Origin of the sequence: Campylobacter lari (genome assembly GCF_004357905.1) — a bacterium.
In the GTDB taxonomy this organism is placed as follows: domain Bacteria; phylum Campylobacterota; class Campylobacteria; order Campylobacterales; family Campylobacteraceae; genus Campylobacter_D; species Campylobacter_D lari_D.
On record NZ_SMTT01000004.1, the window covers coordinates 34,451 to 55,737 of the forward strand.

Annotated in this window: 17 protein-coding genes; 4 read left to right on the top strand and 13 right to left on the bottom strand. The window is 28.9% G+C overall.

Translation table 11 applies throughout. The annotated features are described in order from the left end of the window. Positions 1-2 precede the first annotated feature (2 nt). From flgK to E2O22_RS04250, 3 genes are read left to right on the top strand one after another with little or no spacing between them, the layout of a single operon-like run. Positions 3-1,832, top strand: a complete 1,830-nt coding sequence (gene flgK, locus E2O22_RS04240) for a flagellar hook-associated protein FlgK (protein ID WP_133319376.1) — start codon at positions 3-5, stop codon at positions 1,830-1,832. Beyond that, positions 1,832-2,581 (top strand): TIGR02757 family protein, encoded by a 750-nt coding sequence (locus tag E2O22_RS04245; protein ID WP_133319377.1) that lies wholly within the window; start codon positions 1,832-1,834, stop codon positions 2,579-2,581. The genes flgK and E2O22_RS04245 overlap by 1 nt, the downstream gene beginning before the upstream one ends. Continuing rightward, the gene (locus E2O22_RS04250) at positions 2,566-3,318 is read left to right on the top strand and encodes a TSUP family transporter (protein WP_133319378.1); all 753 of its coding nucleotides are present in this window, start codon (positions 2,566-2,568) and stop codon (positions 3,316-3,318) included. The genes E2O22_RS04245 and E2O22_RS04250 overlap by 16 nt, the downstream gene beginning before the upstream one ends. On the opposite strand, the gene E2O22_RS04255 is transcribed toward E2O22_RS04250, so the two are convergent. From E2O22_RS04255 to rplM, 10 genes are all read right to left on the bottom strand, one after another. Then, complete coding sequence (locus tag E2O22_RS04255; protein WP_133319379.1) at positions 3,315-4,475, bottom strand: type II secretion system F family protein; 1,161 nt, start codon at positions 4,473-4,475, stop codon at positions 3,315-3,317. The two genes, E2O22_RS04250 and E2O22_RS04255, sit on opposite strands and share 4 nt — an antisense overlap. Beyond that, a complete protein-coding gene (locus E2O22_RS04260; protein WP_133319380.1) occupies positions 4,472-5,989 on the bottom strand; it encodes a GspE/PulE family protein in 1,518 nt (505 codons plus the stop codon). Before E2O22_RS04260 ends, E2O22_RS04255 begins: the two co-directional genes overlap by 4 nt. After that, positions 5,982-6,311 carry a CDC27 family protein gene (locus tag E2O22_RS04265; protein ID WP_133319381.1) on the bottom strand — a complete coding sequence of 110 codons (330 nt, stop codon included), beginning with the start codon at positions 6,309-6,311 and terminating at the stop codon, positions 5,982-5,984. Before E2O22_RS04265 ends, E2O22_RS04260 begins: the two co-directional genes overlap by 8 nt. Next, complete coding sequence (gene mshL / locus E2O22_RS04270) at positions 6,292-7,683, bottom strand: pilus (MSHA type) biogenesis protein MshL (RefSeq protein ID WP_133319382.1); 1,392 nt, start codon at positions 7,681-7,683, stop codon at positions 6,292-6,294. The genes E2O22_RS04265 and mshL overlap by 20 nt, the downstream gene beginning before the upstream one ends. Further along, positions 7,655-7,978: a hypothetical protein gene (locus E2O22_RS04275; RefSeq protein WP_133319383.1), complete on the bottom strand. Its 324-nt coding sequence runs from the start codon at positions 7,976-7,978 to the stop codon at positions 7,655-7,657. Before E2O22_RS04275 ends, mshL begins: the two co-directional genes overlap by 29 nt. A gap of 2 nt (positions 7,979-7,980) precedes the next feature. After that, positions 7,981-11,535: a pyruvate:ferredoxin (flavodoxin) oxidoreductase gene (gene nifJ / locus E2O22_RS04280; protein ID WP_133319384.1), complete on the bottom strand. Its 3,555-nt coding sequence runs from the start codon at positions 11,533-11,535 to the stop codon at positions 7,981-7,983. Positions 11,536-11,652: 117 nt separating this feature from the next. Further along, complete coding sequence (locus tag E2O22_RS04285; RefSeq protein ID WP_133319385.1) at positions 11,653-12,297, bottom strand: HAD family hydrolase; 645 nt, start codon at positions 12,295-12,297, stop codon at positions 11,653-11,655. A 3-nt stretch (positions 12,298-12,300) separates the two neighbouring features. Further along, entirely contained in the window at positions 12,301-13,287 is a 987-nt protein-coding gene (locus tag E2O22_RS04290) for an OmpA family protein (RefSeq protein ID WP_133319386.1), read from the bottom strand. A gap of 243 nt (positions 13,288-13,530) precedes the next feature. Next, complete coding sequence (gene rpsI, locus E2O22_RS04295; protein WP_039617655.1) at positions 13,531-13,920, bottom strand: 30S ribosomal protein S9; 390 nt, start codon at positions 13,918-13,920, stop codon at positions 13,531-13,533. Between the two features lie 2 nt (positions 13,921-13,922). Continuing rightward, positions 13,923-14,348, bottom strand: a complete 426-nt coding sequence (gene rplM, locus E2O22_RS04300; protein WP_039617653.1) for a 50S ribosomal protein L13 — start codon at positions 14,346-14,348, stop codon at positions 13,923-13,925. Between the two features lie 171 nt (positions 14,349-14,519). On the opposite strand from rplM, the gene E2O22_RS04305 reads away from it, so the two are divergent. Beyond that, positions 14,520-15,650 carry a WG repeat-containing protein gene (locus tag E2O22_RS04305; RefSeq protein WP_133319387.1) on the top strand — a complete coding sequence of 377 codons (1,131 nt, stop codon included), beginning with the start codon at positions 14,520-14,522 and terminating at the stop codon, positions 15,648-15,650. Here E2O22_RS04305 and E2O22_RS04310 read toward each other — a convergent pair. From E2O22_RS04310 to E2O22_RS04320, 3 genes are read right to left on the bottom strand one after another with little or no spacing between them, the layout of a single operon-like run. After that, positions 15,647-18,391, bottom strand: coding sequence for a RecB-like helicase (locus tag E2O22_RS04310; RefSeq protein WP_133319388.1), 2,745 nt, complete (start codon positions 18,389-18,391; stop codon positions 15,647-15,649). The two genes, E2O22_RS04305 and E2O22_RS04310, sit on opposite strands and share 4 nt — an antisense overlap. After that, the gene (locus E2O22_RS04315) at positions 18,388-20,775 is read right to left on the bottom strand and encodes a PD-(D/E)XK nuclease family protein (protein WP_133319389.1); all 2,388 of its coding nucleotides are present in this window, start codon (positions 20,773-20,775) and stop codon (positions 18,388-18,390) included. Before E2O22_RS04315 ends, E2O22_RS04310 begins: the two co-directional genes overlap by 4 nt. Then, positions 20,775-21,287, bottom strand: a complete 513-nt coding sequence (locus E2O22_RS04320; protein WP_165955270.1) for a FixH family protein — start codon at positions 21,285-21,287, stop codon at positions 20,775-20,777. The genes E2O22_RS04315 and E2O22_RS04320 overlap by 1 nt, the downstream gene beginning before the upstream one ends.

Below are 21,287 nucleotides of genomic sequence, written 5' to 3' on the forward strand. Positions count from 1 at the left end.
TCATGGGAATTTTTGATAGTTTATATACAGGGGTTAGTGGTATAAGAGCTGCTGAACTTCAAATCAATACCACAGGTAACAATATCTCTAATGCAAATGCAGTATTTTATACTAGACAAAGAGCGGTGCAAAGTTCAGGTATGTCTCTTGATAGAGGTGGCTTACACCTAGGAACAGGTACGCAAATTGATACTATTAAAAGATTGCATGATGAGCATTCTTATTATGAGCTAAAAAACGCCACTACTCAACAAAACTATACAAATTATTTAGGACAAATTTTACAAGAAGCAAGTCAAAGATTTCCTGATATGCAAGGAACTGGTATTTTACAAGATTATAAAAATTACTATGATGCGTGGAATAACTTTGCTTCCAACCCAAGCGATGGAGCAAGTAAAATAGATCTTGTTAATAGTGCAAACACATTAGCTCAAAACATACAAAAAACATTACAAGATCTTAGCAAAATGCAACAAACAGTTAATGAGCAAATTCAACAAACCGTAGATGAGATTAATAACATTGGTCAAGAAATTGCAAATATTAATAAACAACTTGAAAATGAAGAAGTTTTACCTACCGATAATGCAAATCAACTAAGAGATAAAAGAGATGAGCTCGAACTTAGACTTTCAAAGTTAGTTAATGCTGTTGCTTGGAAAGGAACAAGCTCTCAAGATAGTACTTTAGAATCTACCATGACTGATTCTGGAAGATATTATGATTTAAGTATTCAAGGTTTTAGTATAGTAAATGGCTCTAGCTTTCACCCTTTAAAATTAGATAATAACAACCCTAATGGTTTTTATCAAATTTATTATGAAGTAAATGATGAAAACCGCTATGATTTAACAAGCAAAATTTCAGGCGGACAGCTTGGTGCTCAACTTGATCTTAGAGGTAGAAATTATGATGGCAATCATGATACTTACAGCGATGGAAAATTACAAGAGTATAAAGATATGCTCAATACCTTTACAAAAACACTCATAACTCAAACTAATAATGTCTATGCTCAAGCAGCAACCGATAAAGTAAATTCAGATGATTTAAAAGGTTTAAAATCTGATACTTCTTTAATGAGTTATGATAAAAACATCCAAGCAGGAAGCTTTGACATCACAGTTTATGATGAAAAAGGTGAGCCGGTTGCTACTAGAACTATAAAAATAGATGTTAATACCACTATAGAAGATGTTATTAAACAAATCAATGCAGATATTGATGATAATAAAAATGGTCAAGGTGGTGATGATTTAAATGATTATTTTCAAGCCTTTTATCATTATGATGGAAAAAGTGATAGCGGAAATTTCCAAATCAATGGCTTAAAAAAAGGTTATAAAATAGCTTTTAAAGACAATGGCACAAATTTCCCAGGCGCTTTAAATGTATCTTCATTTTTTAATGGTCAAGATGCAAGTAGCATTAATGTAAATTCAAGCATTAGAAATGATCCAAATAGTTTAAAAGCTAGTTCAAACGGAGTTGATGGAAATAACGATGTAGCTAACGCTATGTTGCAACTTCAAAATCAAAAAGTAAATTTTTATAATAAAGATGGTACAGTAGATACTATGACTTTGGATGGATATTATAGAAAATTTACAGGCCAAATTGCTTCAGATGCTGAAAGCAATGGCTTTGCGCATGCAACTAATATGACGGTATTTAATACAGCTTATGCAGAATACCAATCAAAAAGTGGTGTAAATACCAATGAAGAATTAGCAGCACTCATACAATATCAAGCAAGTTATGGCGCTGCAGCTAAAATCGTAACTACCGTTGATCAAATGCTTGAAACCTTACTTGGTTTAAAATCTTAATGCAAATTAAAGCTCTTTTAGATGAAGCAATTTTAAGCAAAAACACTCAAAAAGAGCTTTTCTCTCATCCTGATCCTTTACAAATTGCAAGTGTTTATAAAGATGAAAATATAGCCTTGCTTTGTGCTTTATTTGCCTATGGAAATGCTAAAAATATTGTAAATTTTTTAAATAAACTTGATTTTTCCTTGCTTGAGAAAAGCGATGAGATTATTAAAAAAGAATGTAAAAATCTAAAATACCGCTTTCAAAACTCTCAAGATATAGCTCAAATTTTCATCACACTCAAGCGCTTAAAAAATGAAGATAGTATAGAAAATATTTTTACCAAAACTTATCAAAAAGAGCAAAACATAACACAAGCAATAAAAGCTTTCATAGAAACAATTTACAAGCTTAATCCTTATAAAAGTTATGGTTATGAATTTTTCTTTTCAAAAGAATTTAACATTCCAAAAGGTCCTTTAAAAAGATACAATATGTATCTTAGGTGGATGGTAAGAAAAGATGAATTAGATTTAGGTTTGTTTAAAAATATAGACAAAAAAGATTTACTCATACCCTTAGATACTCATACTCATAAAGTTTCATTAAAACTTAAGCTTTTAAAGCGTAAGATTTATGATTTTAAAAGTGTTTTAGAACTTACGCAAAGTCTTAAAAAATTCGATCCTACTGATCCTATAAAATATGATTTTGCTTTATATAGAATCGGACAAAACAAGGAAAGCTTATGGAGCTTGAATTAACTTATTATGTGATTTTATTCTTTGTTGCTGCTTTTGCAGGTTGTGTTGATGCGATTGTAGGTGGTGGTGGGCTTATTACCATACCTGCTTTATTTGCTTGTGGTATTCCTCCTCATTTAGCCCTAGCTACTAATAAACTTCAAAGCACCTTTGGATCGCTCACTGCGGTTTTAGCTTATAGAAAATCTATGCATATAGAAAAGATAGCCTTGGGAATTTTATTTACTGCTATTGGAGCTGCCATTGGAACTTATGCAGTCTTACTAATAGATCAAAATGCTGTTAAAATCATTGTATTAATTTGCCTTGTTTTAATCTTTTTTTACACTATTTTCAAGCCTGATTTAGGCCATGTACATAATAAAGCTAAAATGAGCACTACAAGCTTTCAAATCATCTTTGGCTTGCTACTTGGTTTTTATGATGGTTTTTTAGGACCCGGCACTGGATCTTTTTGGATTTTTGCTTGCGTGATATTTCTTGGTTTTAGCATGAAAAATGCAAGCATTAATACCAAAATCTTAAATTTTACTAGCAATATAGTAGCTTTAGGGGTATTTTTATACTCTTATGAGGTGCTTTGGAAAGTTGGTATTTTAATGGGTATAGGCCAAATTTTAGGTGCTTTTATAGGATCAAAACTAGTCTTAAAAACGCAAGGAACTTTTATCAAAAAACTCTTTTTGATTATGGTTGCTTTAACTATAGCTAAGGTTGCTTATGATTATCTTGCTTAAATTTCTTGACTAATTTGCCACATAGGTAAAAATACACCCAAGGCTAAAACTAAAATCAAACTCGCCATAAAAATTGTCATCAAAGGCTCCAAAACACTCAAAAGCTTTTGAGTATAATTTTCTTTTTTATACTCATAAAACAAAGCAAGCTCATAAGTACTTTCATCTAATTTAGAACTTTTTAAAGCTAAATTTAACATTCTTATCACAAAAGGCTCAAAAAGCTTTGTGTTAGAAAAAGCTTGAGCTAAATCAAGTCCTGATTCAAATGAAGTCTTTATAATAAACATTTTGTTTTTAAAGAATTGATTTTCTATACCTTCACAAGCAAGTTCAAAAGCTCTTTTTATATCCACCCCTGCTTTTAATAAATATGAAAAAATTAAGAAAAAACAAAATTTATCTTGATAAAATATTATTTTTCCAAAAATGGGAAAATAAAAAAGAATTCTATGAAAAAACAAAGACTTCCTAAAAAAATAAGTAAGTATTATAAAAAATCCTATATTTAATAAAATAATCATATAAAAATGACTAAAAAAATCAGCTATAATAAAAAGAATTTGAGTGATTTTTGGCAAATCCAATTCAAGTTGTAAAAATAAAGTTTTAAATTCAGGCAAAACTAAAGTTATAAGAATAAAAAAAGCAAAAATAATACACATAAAAACGAAAAGTGGATAAGCTATAGCCTTTTTTAACTGCTTAAAACTATGAAGATTTTTTTCTTTTAAACTAATAATAATATCAAGAGCCCTATGTAAATCTTCTCTGCCATCACAAATTTTTAAAATAGCACATTCTCTAGAATTTAAAATATCTTTAAAGGCTTCATTATAAGAACTTCCATTATTGAGTTTATTATAAATTGTATTAAAAATTTTAATATTTTGTTTTTCATAGCTTGATTTTAAAAATTCTAAAATTGCTTCCTGTAAGCTTAATCCTGCCTTTAAGATCATATTTAAATCCTTAAGAATGAAAATAAGCTCTTCTTCTTTGATTTTATGTTTTATCGGTTTGAAATATTCTTCAACACTAATAATATTTACAAATGACTTTAACGCAAAATTTCTAGCTTCATATAAATTTCTAGCCCTTATTATATATTGTTTTTGCTCTTTATTTAATACATAAAAAATAACAAATTTTTTCAAAAACTAATCTTTCTTAACTCATCTATACTTGTTAAGCCAAGTTTTGCCTTTTCTAAAGCATCCATACCTAAAGTCAAAAAACCTTTTTTTAAAGCGTATGTTAAAATATTTTCATAATTTGCATTATTTTCTATCATATTTTTTAAATTATGATCTAAAAATAAAAATTCAGCTACCATCAAACGCCCTTTATATCCACTATACATACACTCAACACAACCTTTTGCTTTGTAAAATTTTCCTTCAAAAACTTGATTTTGAAAGTAAAATTTTTCCTTGTTAGGTTCTTTACATTCACATAGTTTTCTTACTAATCGTTGAGCTATAATTAAATTAAGAGAATGAGCTATTAAGTATTCTCTTGCACCCATATGCTTCATTCTAAAAATAGCTTCTATAGCGCCATTAGTGTGTAGGGTGCTTAAAACTAAATGTCCGCTTAAAGAAGCTTTTAAAACTATATCCAAACTATCCTCATCTCTAATTTCACCTATCATAATCACATCAGGATCGTGTCTTAAAACTGCTCTTAAAGCTTTGTGAAAATCAAATCCGGCTTTAGAATTTAAAAGAATTTGTTGAGCATATTTAAGTTTATATTCTATAGGATCTTCTAAGGTGATGATTTTTTTACTTTGTTCAATTTCATTTAAAATAGCATGCATAAAAGTACTTTTACCACTCCCTGTTGGCCCACAAAACAAAATCAGACCATAAGGTGCATTCGTGTGTATTTTCAGCTGAATTAAATTTTCTTCTTTGATAAAAAGTTTATTAAGTTTTAAAACATATCCATCTTGTTTTAAAATTCTAAGCACTATGCTTTGTCCAAATAATAAAGGCATAATTGAAACTCTAAAATCATATTTTTGTTCTAAAATGATTTTAGAAAAACTCCCATCTTGAGCTTGTCTTTGTTCAGCTACATTAAGCAAAGCAATAATTTTTACATGCATCAATAAGGCTTGGTATGATTTTGCATCAAAACTATGTATATATTTTAACTCCCCATCTATTCTAAATCTTATATATACTTCATTTTCTAAAGGCTCTAAATGGATATCACTTGCTCTTAAAAAACAAGCATAAGTTAAAATTAAATTCAAAAACTGCTCTAATAAAAATTCATCTTTATTTTCATCACTTTTCAAACTAAGCTCTAATCTATTAAGATGATTTTGAAATTTAATTAAAAATTTAACCCTTTCTAGCAAAAATTCAAATTGCGTAAAAACACAAAGAAAAATCTTGATAGTTTTAAAACGATATAAATTTTGTATTTTTTCCAAAACATTCTCTTCCAATGGTTTAAAGGAAGCTATATGGATATTTTCATCATCTTCATAAAAACAAAAAATATTATGTTGTTCTATTAAAGAAAAAGGCAAAATGTGAAGATATTTTTCAAAATCAAAAGTTTGATTTAAATTTAAAAATTCCATTTTGTATTGAGAAGCAATTTCTTTTAAAGAATACTCGCTTAAGTTTTTTAATTTTTGATGTGTATCACTCAAAATAAATCTCCAAAAGCTTTTCGTATTCTTTTTTAGCTATTAAAGCATCTTCATATCTTCCGAGTTTTATTTTAGCATTAATAAAAACAAGCCAAGCTTCTTTTTGCAATAAATCAAAATCATTAGCCTCTATAGCCCAAAAGACTGCTTGTTTGTATTCTTTATTTTGATAAAAATATTTTGCTAAATTTAAAGCATTTTCATAGTTTGGTTGATTAATGAATTTTTCATAAAATATGTTTTGATCGAAACTATTGTTTTGAATTTCTATAGCATTTAAAAAAGAAAAACATATTAAGATTTTAAAACATATCATCTTCATGCTGAAAACCTAGGTCTTTTAAACTTAAAATTTTATTATTAGTTTTTACTAAACTTGGTTTGATAATAAAAACTATTTCGCTAATATCTTCATAATTTTGTTTTCCTTGAAATAAAGCTCCAAAAAGTGGAATTTTAGATAAAATGCTTATTTCATTATGATTATTAATGGTATTTTTACTAATCAATCCGCCTAAAATTAAAGTTTGTCCATCATCAACCTCAACTACAGTAGAAAGCTTTTTTTGTATAGTATCTGGCGCTATATTTCTTGGTTTGCTTTGTCTATGATTATCAAAACTATATTTAAAATCACTCAAGCTTGGATTAATCCTAAGCATAATTTTATGATCATCTGAAATCTCAGGCAATATATTAAGTAAAATTCCTACAAAAATAGAATAATTATTATATATTTCACTAACTATTGTACCATTTTCTGTTCCTTTAGAACTTTCTTTTACTTGATAATTTATTGTATCGCCTATAGAAATAATAGCTTGCTGATTGTTTAAAGCCATAAGTTTTGGGTTAGAAAGTATAGTTGTTTTACCATTTTCTTGTAATAAATTTAAAATAGCTTTAGTTTCAATATTTGCTTTTAAGTTAATATTTCTAACACCATCTTTATTAATTATAAAATCATTATCATCACCATTAAGTTTAAAAGCAAGTTCTTGCCAATTAATTCCACTTGAATGATTTTTGTTTAAATGCACAGCAACAATACTTACATCAATTAAAACTTGTTTTTTAAGTCTTTTATTTAAGTCATCTAAATATTTTCCAACTCTTGCAAGTTCATATGGAGTTGCATTTAAAGTAATAATTCCTGCATTAGTATTGACAATAGGTTTAGTTGTATTTTCATCCAACAAAGCTTGAATTTCTTCTGAAATTTTCTCCCAAAAATCAAATTTATCAGTACTAATAACTAAATTATCTACTTCCTTATAATTATCATAATCTCCTTGTTTTGGTCTAGAATCCACTGAAGCTTTAGTAATACTTTGTCCTTCTCTAATAGAACTTATATAATGCACTTTAAAAGTTTCAACTTGTTTTCCATAAATTTTTAAAGCATTTTTATCGTATTCATAAGCAAGATTGTTTTCCACCAATAAAAGCTTAAAAATCTCTCTTAAAGACATTTTCTTTATATGTAAATAATTTTGAGCATGCATTAATTTTTCTTGAGCAAAAATATCTTTGATAATAATACTAAAATCACACTCTCTTCCGAGTTCATTTAAAATTTCAAGCAAAGAAGTTTTGTTTTCTACTCTTATATTAAAAAAATGCTGATTACACTGCATGGCAAATACATTTGTAAAAAACAAAAAATTAATACATAAAAATACTATTTTTTTCATACAAATTTACAACCATTATTTTTTCTTCCTTTTTTAATACAACTTGAGAATTTCTAATTTCAACTATTTTAAAACCATCAATATAATCGTTTAAAGCATACCACTTATCATTAATCTTAATCTTATTTGAAACAATAGCTTGCAAAGAAAAATTAGATTTTATATTTGTAGTCTTTTTAAAAAAAGGATCTTGAATTGAAATTAAATTATCAACATAACAATTTTGATTTAAAAATGGATAATTAACACCAAAAGCATTAATTACCCATAAAACAAGAAAAAAAATTCGAAACAAAATTAATTTTCATTGCTAAAATCAGCACTTGCTAAACGCTTAAGCTGTCTGTAACGACGTTGTGCCTCTGCTTTATTTTTTTCAAATAATTCTTTTGCTTGCTCAGGATTTGATTTTTTCAAAGAATTATAACGAACTTCATTCATTAAAAAGCTTTCATATAAATCCCAATCAGGTTCTTTTGAAGAAATTGTTAAAGGATTTTTACCTTCAGCTTCTAAACGCGGATCATAAATATAAGTTGGCCAATATCCACATTTTGTAGCTAACTCTGCTTGATTTCCTGAATTTCCAAGTCCACCTTTAATACCATGAGCTATACAAGGAGAATAAGCAATAATCAAAGAAGGTCCATCATAAGCTTCTGCCGCCATTACAGCTTTTAACAATTGTGCATAATTTGCATTAGAATTTACTTGAGCCACAAAAATATAACCATAAGTCATAGCAATTTGACCAAGATCTTTTTTCTGTACTGGCTTACCTGCTGCAGCAAACTGTGCTACTGAACCTGTTCTTGAAGATTTTGAGCTCTGACCGCCTGTGTTAGAATACACTTCAGTATCAAGCACTAAAATATTTACATTCTCACCGCTTGCCAAAACATGATCAAGTCCACCATAACCTATATCATAAGCCCAGCCATCACCACCAAAAATCCAATGTGATTTTTTACTTAAATAGCTTTTAAGTTCTAAAATATCATTAACTGCTTTGATTTGCTTATTTTCTTCTAACAATGGAACTAATTTATCTCTTAATTCCAAAGAAACTTTAGAATCTTCTTTATTTGCAATCCACTCTTTATATAATGCAGAAAGTGCGTTAGGTACTTCTTGCATACTTTCATTCATTATGTGTTCTATTTTATGTCTTGTAGTTTCAGTTGCTATTTTCATACCAAGACCAAATTCAGCATTATCTTCAAATAAAGAATTGCCCCAAGCAGGTCCATGACCATTTTTATTGCTTTTTCTATATGGAGTTGAAGGAGCTGAGCCACCATAAATAGAACTACAACCCGTTGCATTAGCAACAATCATTCTTTCACCAAATAATCTAGTAATTAAAGTAATATAAGGAGTTTCTCCACACCCTGGACATGCTCCATGAAATTCAAATAAAGGTTGAGCAAATTGGATGCCTTTGGTATTTTCTCTATTTAAAATATTATCTTTATAACTTACTTTTTTGAATAAATAATCTGCATTTTCTTGCTCACCATGATCAAGCTCTTCACCTAGTGGTACCATCACTAAAGATTTTTCTTTGGTAGGACACTCATGCACACAAAGCTCACAACCTGTACAATCAAGCGGCGAAACTTGAATTTTGAAATTTAATTTTTGTTCTTTCACGCCTTTTGCATTTAAGCTGTGCTCTTTTACACCTGCTGGAGCATTGTTTAATTCTTCTTCATCAATCAAGAAAGGTCTGATAACTGCATGAGGGCATACTGAAGCACATTGATTACACTGAATACAATTAGTTTCTATCCATCTTGGCACCATAACACCAACGCCTCTTTTTTCATACTCAGTAGTACCATGCTCAAAACTACCATCTTCATAGCCCAAAAATGCCGAAACTGGTAAATCATCGCCCTTAGCTGCATTCATAGGTTTTGCGATTTTTTCAACAAACTCAGTACCTTTATAAGCTATAGTTTCTTCTTTTGCTTCATTAGCTAAATTTACCCAAGAAGGATCAATATCAACTTTTACAAGTCCATCTGCACCTACATCAATAGCTTTATAATTCATTTCAACTATAGCATCACCTTTTTTACTATATGATTTATAAGCTAATTCTTTCATATATTTTTGCGCATCTTCAAAAGGAATGATATTAGCAAGTTTGAAAAATGCTGATTGCATAATCGTGTTTGTTCTACTACCTAGTCCTATCTCTCTAGCAAGTTTTGTAGCATTAATGATATAAAAATTAATTTCCTTTTGCGCTAAAACTCTTTTTACTGCATTTGGAATTTTTTCAATAGTTTCTTGCGCACTCCAAATACTATTTAAAAGGAAAGTTCCTCCTTTTCTAATGCCTGCTAAAACATCATAAATTTCTAAATACGCAGCCACTGAACATGCTACGAAATGTGGCGTAGAAACTAAATAAGTTGAAGTAATAGGTTTTTTAGAAAATCTTAAATGGCTTCTTGTATAACCACCTGATTTTTTAGAATCATAAGCAAAATAAGCTTGCGCGTAAAAGTCTGTTTTATCTCCTATAATTTTAATAGAGTTTTTATTTGCACCTACAGTGCCATCGGCACCAAGTCCATAAAATAAACACTCTATAGTACTTTCATCACCCAAAGAAATTTTCTCTCCCACAGGCAATGAGGTAAAGGTTACATCATCATTAATTCCTATGGTGAAACCATCTTTTGGATTTGCTTGATTTAGATTTTCAAAAACTGCTATCAACTGAGCAGGATCCACATCTTTTGAAGAAAGTCCATATCTACCACCAACGATTAAAGGTGCTTTTTCTTTTCCATAATATGCACTTTTTAAATCCAAATAAAGTGGCTCGCCTAAACTTCCTGGCTCTTTAGTTCTATCTAAAACAGCAATTTTTTCAACACTTTGAGGCATTACATCAAATAAATATTTTAAACTAAATGGTCTATATAAATGAACTTTTAAAACCCCTACTTTTTCACCTTTGCTACTCAAATAATCTACAACTTCTTTTAAAGCTTCAGTCACTGAACCCATTGCTACAACAACACGCGTTGCATTTTTATCCCCATAATATACAAAAGGTCTGTATTCTCTTCCTGTAATTTTTGAAATTTCTTGCATATATTCATTAACAATATCAGGAACAGCTTCATAATATTTATTTGCCAACTCTCTTGTTTGAAAATAAATATCATCATTTTGAGCCGTACCTCTTGTTTTTGGATTTTCTGGATTTAGACAGGAATTTCTAAATTCCAATAAAGCCTTACGATCCAATAAGCGATCAAAATGTGCATAATCCATTACTTCAATTTTTTGGATTTCATGAGAGGTTCTAAAACCATCAAAAAAATGCATAAAAGGCACTCTACCTTTAATAGCTGCTAGGTGTGCAACACCTGCTAAATCCATACTTTCTTGCACAGAATGCGAACAAAGCATAGCAAAACCTGTTTGTCTTGCAGCATAAATATCTTGATGATCTCCAAAAATAGATAGCGCTTGAGATGCTAAAGCTCTAGCTGCCACATGAATTACTCCAGGCAAAAGTTGACCTGCAATTTTATACATATTTGGTATTTTTAGCAAAAGTCCTTGAGAAGCGGTATAAGTCGTGGTTAAAGAACCTGCTTGTAAAGACCCATGAACTGTCCCTGCTGCACCTGCTTCACTTTGCATTTCTACAACTTTAACTGGCACTCCAAAAAGATTTTTTTTGCCTTGAGAAGCCCATATGTCAGTATAATCAGCCATAGGAGAGCTTGGAGTGATAGGATAAATTCCAGCAACCTCTGTAAATGCATAAGCAGCGTAAGCTGCTGCTTCATTACCATCCATCGTTTTCATTATTTTACTCATTTAATCTATCCTTATAATTAAATAATTACTTAAAGTCAATAACTACTTTATCTTTAATTATCTTAAACAATAATAAAAATTTTTTATTATTTATAGGTATAGAGTTTAAATGGGAAATTATCGGATATTTCTTATATATTTTATGGCTTCATAGGTATTTTTAAAAAGCGGAATTTCAAATTTAGCTAAACTTTCTTTACTTTCATAACCACTACTTACAGCCACAGGAATAATATTGGCATTTTGAGCAGCTTTTATATCTAAATGAGTATCACCTACCATAAAAGCATTTTCTTTGTTTTTAGAAAGTTTCTTCAAAGCTAATAAAATAGGCTCAGCATCTGGCTTTGGACAAGTTACATCGTCTCTACCTATAATAACTTTAAAATGCTCTCCTATACCTAAATGATCAAGTAAAGGTTTAGAAAATTTAGAACTTTTAGTCGTAACAACAGCTAAATCAGCAAATAAACTAGCCTCATATACACTTTCTTTTGCCAAAGGAAGTAAAGAAGTTTGTTCTATATAGATTTTTTGATATACTTTTCTATAAGCATTAACATATTCACTTGTTTTCTCTTTTGCCACACCAAGCTTTTCAAAAGCTACATCCAAAGGAAAACCTATCAAAGCCTTAATAGCTTCATGATCTCTTAAAGGCTCATTAAAAGCTTTAAAAGCAGCATCAAATCCATCTAAAATGGCACTTGTAGAATCTATCAAAGTGCCATCTAAATCAAATAAAATTGTCTTTTTTAGCAAAGTTTATTCTTTAATAAAAAATTTTGCTTCAACGCGTCTATTTTGCGCACGACCTTCTTTGGTATCATTGCTTGCTTTTGGCTTTTCAAAACCATAGCCTTTAGTTACAATTTTTTCTTTAGCAACACCTGTTTTTTCAAGTTCCTTCGCTACGGCATTAGCACGCTCTAATGATAATTTTTGATTATAAGCCTTAGGACCTGTACTATCTGTATGGCCTTCTAAAACAGTATAGTATTGAGGATTTTCTTCTAAGATCTTACCTACTTCTTGAATTTTTTGAGCAAATTCTGGATTTATATTAGTCTGATCAAAACCAAAATGCCCCTCAAGGGCTATTGTTTTTTCACAACCTATATGATCAAGCAAAGCACCTTTTCTTGGCTCTGAACATGTTTTATCGATTTGTTTTACTTGTGGCTTTTCTTCAATTTGCTTAGTTTCAACATTAGGGGTTTTTGGAGCTTTATTGCCAAAATAAAAACTTAAGCCAACACTAGAAATTAAATTATGTTCGCCATTGTTGAATTTAATTTGATCTCTTGCTTCAAGTCTTAAAGCTAAATCTTCTCCAAGCGCGAATTTAAAACCCGCACCATATTGAGCAAACATGCCACTTTTATTTTCATAAGCCCCGTGACTTAAATACTCATAACCTGTTCCTAATAATCCATATAAATACACATGATTAGCTAAATCAATTCCTTTAATAGCATTCACATAAAATCTCGAAACACTAGTATCTATATGTGTATTATCATTTGGATTATTATATTTTGCATTATCATAATACTCTAAACCAAGTTCAGCTTGATCTATCCATAAATCATCATAGTGATAGCCAAATCTTAAGCCAACTCCACCATAATTTTTAAGATCTAAATTTCCTTCTGGTGTTGTATAGTTAAAGGTCGGGGTTATTTCTATTTTGCTAGTATCAAAAGCAAATAAAACACTAGCTAAACTAACTAAGCTTATAATTTTTTTCATAACAATCCTTATAAAATAAATTGAGCGATTATATAAAAAAGAAGATTAAAATAAAATAAGCCCCTTTGGGTAAGGGGCTTAAATTTACTACAAAAAGGAGGTTTCCCTGATCGGACCTTGGAATTATAAATATTTATTCTAAACAAAAAATCCTTTGATTTTAAATAAAATAAAAATATATGAAAAAAATATGATTTTTTTAAAAAAATAGAGAAAATGGATCCAAAATGGATCCAAAAAATATTAGCGTTTAGAGAATTGTGGGCTTCTTCTTGCTTTTCTGCGACCGTATTTTTTACGTTCAACAGTTCTGCTATCTCTAGTAAGAAGTCCTTTTGGTTTTAATAATGCTCTAAAATCTGCATCCATAGCAGCTAAAGCTCTTGAAATACCATGTCTTAAAGCTTCAGCTTGAGCACTGTAACCACCGCCTAAAGTTGTTGCTTTAATGTCCATAGAAGTTTCTTGCTTAGTTACTAATAAAGGCTGAACTACTTTTAATTTTATAGCTTCATGTCCGCCAAGCCAAGTGTTTAAATCCATACCATTAACGATGATTTTACCACTACCAGCTTTTACCCAAACTTTAGCTACAGCGGTTTTTCTTTTACCTGTTGCGTATGTTGTTGCCATGATTATTTTCCTTTATTAGCAATTTGAGCAGTATGAGGATGTTCGCTACCTGCATAAATTTTTAATTTTTTAAGCATAGCTCTACCTAGGTTTGTTTTAGGTAGCATACCACGAACTGCTAATTTATATAATTTAACTGGATTTTTTTCTAATAAATCACCAAATTTTTCACTTTTTACGCTTCCAAAATACCCTGAATGTCTGTGATATAGTTTATCTTCTGCTTTATTTGCACCTGTGAAAACTGCTTTAGAAGCATTGATAATGATTACATAATCTCCACAATCAACATTTGGAGTATAGCAAGGTTTATTTTTACCTCTTAAAATAGTCGCTACTTCTGTTAAAAGACGACCAAAACGCTTTCCTTCAGCGTCTAAAACGATCCATTCGCGTTTTACTTCGTTTGGCTTTGTTATCTTTGTCATCATCTTACCTTTGCCAAAAATTTTTTAAAAATGAGATTATAATTATTTTAGCTTAATTAATACTTAATTTAAGAATACTTAAAGTTTAAATGATATCTTTTTTATATTGTAACTTATTCTTAAATAGTTTATATTACAATTGTAATATAAAATACTTTATAAGGCGAAATAATGTTAAATTTATTTGCTAAACATAAAATAAAATTTGCTATTGCTTTTGTACTACCTATTTTAGCTTTTGGTTTTAATATTTATTATAATACAAATAAAAGTGAAATTCATACAACTAACCCAAACAAACAAAATAACAAATATGAAATTTTAAAAGAAAAGTGCAACAGTGGGGATATTAAGGCGTGCTTAGATTCCTATCCTCTTAAATATAAAAAGCCCATACAAGCTAAATTAAATGGAAAATGGGGATTTATAGATAAAAACGGGGAAATAATAATAAATCCTATATTTGATAATGTTTCTAATTTTAAGGAAAATCTAGCAAGTGTTAATTTAAACGGAAAATGGGGTTTTATCAATGAAAGCGGAAAATTTATTACAGAACCTATATTTAATTATGCTTGGAATTTTAAAGAAAATTTTGCAAGTATTAGATTAAAGGAAAAATGGGGATTTATAAACAAGAATGGAAATATAGCCATAAAGCCTATTTTTGATTACACTCTCGATTTTAATGAAAATCTAGCAGGTGCTAAATTAAATGGAAAATGGGGTTTTATAGATAAAAATGGAAAATTTATAATAAAACCTATATTTGATGAAGTTAGAAATTTTAAAAAAAATCTAGCAGAGGTTAAACTAAATAACAAATGGGGTTTTATAGATAAAAGTGGAAAATTTATATTAGATCCTATTTTTGATTATACTCTTGGTTTTAGTGAAAATATTGCAGGTATTAATTTAAACGAAAAGTGGGGATTTGCTAATAAAAACGGGGAGATAATAATAAATCCTATATTTGACAATATTTCTAATTTTAAGGAAAATCTAGCAAGTGTTAATTTAAACGGAAAATGGGGTTTTATAGATAAAAATGGAAAATTTGCAATAGAAGCTAATTTTGATTGGGCTTGGGATTTTAAAGAAGATTTGGCAAGTGTTAGACTAAATGGAAAATATGGCTTTATAGATAAAAATGGAAAATTTGCAATAAAACCTATTTTTGATAAAGTTTATAGTTTCAACCAAGGAATTGCAAAAGTCAAGTTAAATGAAAAATGGGGACTTATAGATAAAAATGGAAATTTTATAGTAGAACCTATATTTGATGATATAGATTATTATTAAACCTCCACTATTTCCACTTTATCCTTTAAAACATATACCAAAAAAGCCTTAGTGGAAGTCTTGGCTAAGATTTTTTCTATGGCTTCTTTGTAAAGTAAAACTTGCTTTTTATGCTCGTTTAAATTTAAACCCGTTTTATAGTCTATAATGATAGCTTCATTATCATCAAATGCAAGCATATCAAGCTGTTTTTGCTCACCTTTATAAGTGATGATTTGCTCTTTTAGTAGCTTTTTACCCGCTAAAAGCGCGTTAAAGCTCTCATCTTTTAAAAGCATAGTAAGTCTTTTAAAAAGCTCATTAAAACTTTCATCATCTAAGTAAAAACGATATTTTTTATACACCATTTGCTTGCAAAATTCAAAATTGCTTTTAGTGTTAAAATCAAAATATTGCAAAAACTCATGCAAAGCCAAACCAAAATGTATTTGCGTGCTTGAAAGATGACTTTTTACTTTGACTTCTTGCAAATTTACCTTTTGAAATTCTTCAAAGCTTTCTATTTGTTCTAAATTTTCTAAAGGCTCATTTGTTTTGACAAGCTGTTCTTCTATAATACCTATTTGTTTTTCTTCATAGTCTTGAAAATAACTCTTAAAGGTTTTAAAACTCTCATCATTTTTTATAATAAAAAGAGAGTTTTTAGCTCTAGTAAGCGCTACATATAGACAATTTATCTCATCTTCTGCTTGAAGTTTTTCTCTTTTAGCTAAAAAGGTATTGTAATTTTGATCTTCAAGATATTTTCTAGCGCTATGTCTGTATTTTACTTCCCAACCTTGCTCTAAATCATACTCAAACATTAAAGTTTCATTATCCGGAGCTTTTTTACTAAGTCTATCAAGTACGATTAAATTTTCAAATTCAAGCCCCTTAGATTTATGCACAGTCATAATACTTACTCCATCATCTTGAACTTGTAAAGACTTTAACTCGCATGGAGCAAACAAAAAATCAAAAAAATTATCAAAAGCACTTGCATACTCTAAATATGCAATGAGATTAACATCACTTAAGTCAAGTTTTAAAACATGTACTAGGTATTTTAAAATCTCACCTACACTGCGGTTTAAATCAAGCGTGATAAACTCAAGCTCTTTTTCTAAAATACTACTTGCAAAGTACAAACTAAACTCATCTTTAAGCACACAAGCCTTTGCATACTCAAAAAGCACTCTTACACTAATACAATCCATCAAAGCTACATTGCTTTGCGTATAAGCTTTAATGTCATTTTCTTCAAGAAATTCTTTCATTAAAGTAGCGTCTTTGTTAATCCATACCAAAATGCAAATTTCACTAAGCTTTACGCCTTTTTCTAAAAGCTTTTGAATGATCTTTAAAACTTCTTTACCACTTGCTTCATGCAAAGAACTTTTTGGCGGGATATGATTTTGTAAAACTTCCACATATCCACCTTCTTTAATGCTTTTTTGCAAAGTAAAACTAGGATTTAAAAAGCTATCAAAAAATTTATCTTTAAAGACTTCATTTACATAATCAACAATGATCTTTTTACTACGATAATTAGTATCTAAATGCTCTAATTTAATTTGCGGAAAGTCTTTTAAAAGCTTATCAAAAAGCTCTTTTTTGCCCCCTCTAAAACCATATATGCTTTGCTTTTTATCGCCCACATAAAAAAAGCTTCTGTTTTTTTTCACTCCCTCGCCTGAAACAAGTTCAGCGATAATAGGTTTTAAAATTTGATACTGCAAAACATTAGTATCTTGAAATTCATCGATTAATAAATGAGAAATATAACCATCAAGCCTAAAATAAATCAAATCTTTATTAGTTTCATCGCTAATTAACTCATAAGTTTTTAAAGCTATATCTGAAAAAGTCAATGCATTTTGCTTAGCATTGTTTTCATTTCTTGCTTCTTTAAAATGCTTCAAAAGCTTTGCAAGCATACTAATGCGATAATTTTCCATTTGAGTAAAATACTCTTTTGCGCTTTGTAAAAACTCTGCTCTTTTTTGCAAAAATTCACTATCGATGACTTTTATAAAATATTTTTTATCTAAATCACAAATAATAGGTTTAGCAAAGAAATCTTCTATGTTTTCAAATTCGAAATTTTTTTGATAGTTTTTATCTGTGCTTAAATTTCTTGCATAAGTTATAAACTCACTTAAGCTTTTTTCTAAAAAAGTTTTATTTGGAAAATGTGCATTTTGTATAGAATTTATCTCACAAGATCTTTCATACAAGCTTTCAAGATTTTGCAAAAAATCACTTTTACTTTTTGTTTGGACAATATAATAAGCTAAAGCCCTTAGTTCTTCTTCATCTAATTTAGAAATGAAATTTTTATAACTATCTTGATTTTCTATAATATCAAAATCACTCATAAGACCTAAATTTAAAGCAAAAGAACGAATGATTTGTGAAAAAAAGCTGTCAAAAGTGTAGATATTAAGCTTAGATCTTAAAAACTCATCTTTGTATTTTTCTCTTAAAGCTATAAGCTCATTTTTGCTTTTGCCTAGCATTTTCATAAGCTCATTACATTCTGCTTTATTCTCTCCATTTTCAAGCACATCAAATTCTAAAAAGGTTTTAAAAACTCTTTCTTTCATTTCACTTGTAGCTTTATTAGTAAAAGTAAGGGCTAAAATTTCATTAATCTTAGCTCCCATTAAAACCAAAGCTACAAAACGCACACTTAATGCAAAAGTTTTTCCACTTCCTGCGCTAGCTTCCAAAGCTAAAAAAGGCTCAAAATGATAACTCAAAGCTTAAACTCCTTTTTATAAAGCATGGTATAAGGGCTGTAAGTATTGTCGTTTTTTTGATTAAAAAATTCTTTTTCCAAAGGCTCTTTAGCAAGCTCATTAAGTAAATCTTTCAGTTCTTGTACGCTCTTACTTTTAGCATTTTCATGTATGATTTTGATATTTTTAAGATCATAAAAACAAGCTTTTGTATTTAATAGGGTATTTTGATTTTCTAATAAAAACTTATAAAAAGCAAGTTGATAAGACTTTTCATCTGCCTTGCCACTTTTATAATCTATAATCAATCTTTCATTGCCATTATTATCTACTCTATCTAAAAAGCCTATGGCGTGAATTTTCACTCCATTTTCTGTGATAAATTCTTTTCTTGGTGGATTAAATTCACATTTTTCTACCACATAACCTTGCTTAAAATGCTCATTTTCAAGTGTTTGGAATTCTTTAAATATAGTTTGTATTAAAGCTAAATTTAGCGCATCAACTCGGTATTGTTTAATGCTTTTTACCACTTGCATAAAAACTTCATAATCAAAATGATTTTTAGATTTTTGCGTATAATAAAGTTCTAAAGCCTTATGGATAAAACTCCCCAACTCATTTGCTCTAAGTGTATCGTCTAAAGTCTTTGGCTCTTTTAATCTTAAAACATATTTATAATAATAATCCAAACCATAATGCACAAGAAGATGAAATCTTGAAAAAGAAAGATCATTTTGAAAATAATCATGTTTTGCTTTAATGCTTACAATAGGCTCAAGATTAAAAGCACATGGATAAGTTTGAAAATATTTCACATAAGCATTATTACTATAAGTCTTGTCTTCATAAAGTGGAAATTCAAGTTCATTTAAAAATCTTGATTTGATTTTTTCTTCATTTTCCACATAAGAAATTCCAACTAATTTTGCCTTGGCTATTAAAGTGTAATAATAATGTCTTTGTAAATTTTCTCTTTGAGCATGAGTGATAAGTCCTGCTTTTTTGCGAATTTCATTGTTTAAAAATAACTCACTTGAAACTCTTTTTGGGATAAATTCATCATTAAAATCGACTATAATCACCCCATCATATCTAAGTCCCCTACTTTCTAAAAGCCCCATTACAGTAACTTCACCACCACCAACACTGCTTAATTTTATACCATCAATTTGCATGAAAAATAATTCTAAAATTTGCACAAAGCTTAACTCGTGTGTTTTTACAAGCTCTTTGATAAAAATAAGCTCTTGATGTATATAATTTTTTAACTCCTCATCACTATCTTCTAGCAAATTAAAAATAAAATTCTCAAAAAAATCATAAGAAATATTTTCATCAAAAAGCTTTTTAAACTCTGTAAAATCAACACTAGAAGAAAAAAAATGTAAATTACACAAATGTTTGTTTAAATTACACCTTTCATAAAATTCTTCATTTTCTTCATACTCAAACTCATCATCTTTAGCACTTTCATACAAAGACTTTAATCTATGATAAAAAAGTGTATTTTTAATACTTTCTCCACTTGCATAATTTAAAACATTGTTTTTATCATAAAGTCTTAAAATATCTACAAAATTCTCATCAGGTGTAATCACTACAATATCTTTTGCGCTTATACCGGATTTTAAAAAAGAATTAATTTTTTCAAAAACAAAAGCAGCTTGCAAAGATCTTAAATGAAAACTTTTATAACTAATTTTACTTTCTTTAAAAAAGCACTCTTCTTTTAAAATTGTTTTTTGATTTAAATCAAACAAATAAGCATAATTTGCCTTAAGAGAAAGTCCTTGTAAAAAGCTAAGAGTATTTAAAAAATCTTTATTAAATTTAGTGCAATTAAACTGCACTTTAAGAGGAAGCATTTCCTTAACTTTTAACAAAAGCTCTACTTCAAAGGCATTTAAAAAACCTTGAAAATCAAAAATAATCTCATCATAATTTTTTAAAAAATCACTATTAATTTCATAATCTAGCGGCAAAGAAATATCATCATATAGATTTTGTTCTTTTAACAAGGTAAGATAATTTTTAAAAAGTTCTTCTAAAATTTGCAAATGTTCATCATACTGAGCGTAAGCATCATGAAATTTTAATGAGTTGATATCTTTTTTTTCTAAACTAAGCTCTTTAAAGAAACTAAATAAATAAGCATTATTTTTTAAGAAAGCAAAAAAATTACTCGGTATTTTTAAGCTTTGCTCTAAATTTTTAGTTTGCTCACAAGCCTTTTTCATCAAAAGTAAACACTCATAGTGTGTTGCTTGAAAATGCGGAGAAAAAACTAACTTTTGTATAAATTCGGCTATACTCATAGCCGGCTCTACTAAACTATCAACCTGTAGTTTTTTCTCATAATACTTTCTTAAAGCTCTTAGTGAGCTAAATACAAAAAGTTTCATTATTTAGTCTGCAAAAAGAATTTAAAAAATCCTACACTATTTTCATCTTGAGTGATTTTTAAAAGTATTTGCCAAACACCTTTTTCTTTGATATTAAAATCAAACACCAAATCACTTCCTTCTAATCTTACTTGCAAATTTTCATCATTTACATTTGTATGTGGACGCGAAAGTAAAGTTTGGATTTGAAGCTTACTTAAATCATAATCTTTTAAATTTTCAATTGCAATCCTAAGCTCATTTTGCCCTTCATTGATATAATAAACTTGATTTTTCTTATGCATAAAGCTTTCTTTGTCTTTAATGCTTAGCTTAAAATTTTCATCAAAAGTCTTTTGTCTGTTTTGAATTTCATTATAATTTAACTCTACATTTTGATAAGAATCAAAATAAAAATTATCTTCATACACAGGAGCCTTGCTTGCAATAAAAATCGTAACAATACAAGCTATAACAATAAGCCCCAAAGAAATCAAAATACCATAAGGCCAAAATGTTTTCTTATTTTCCAT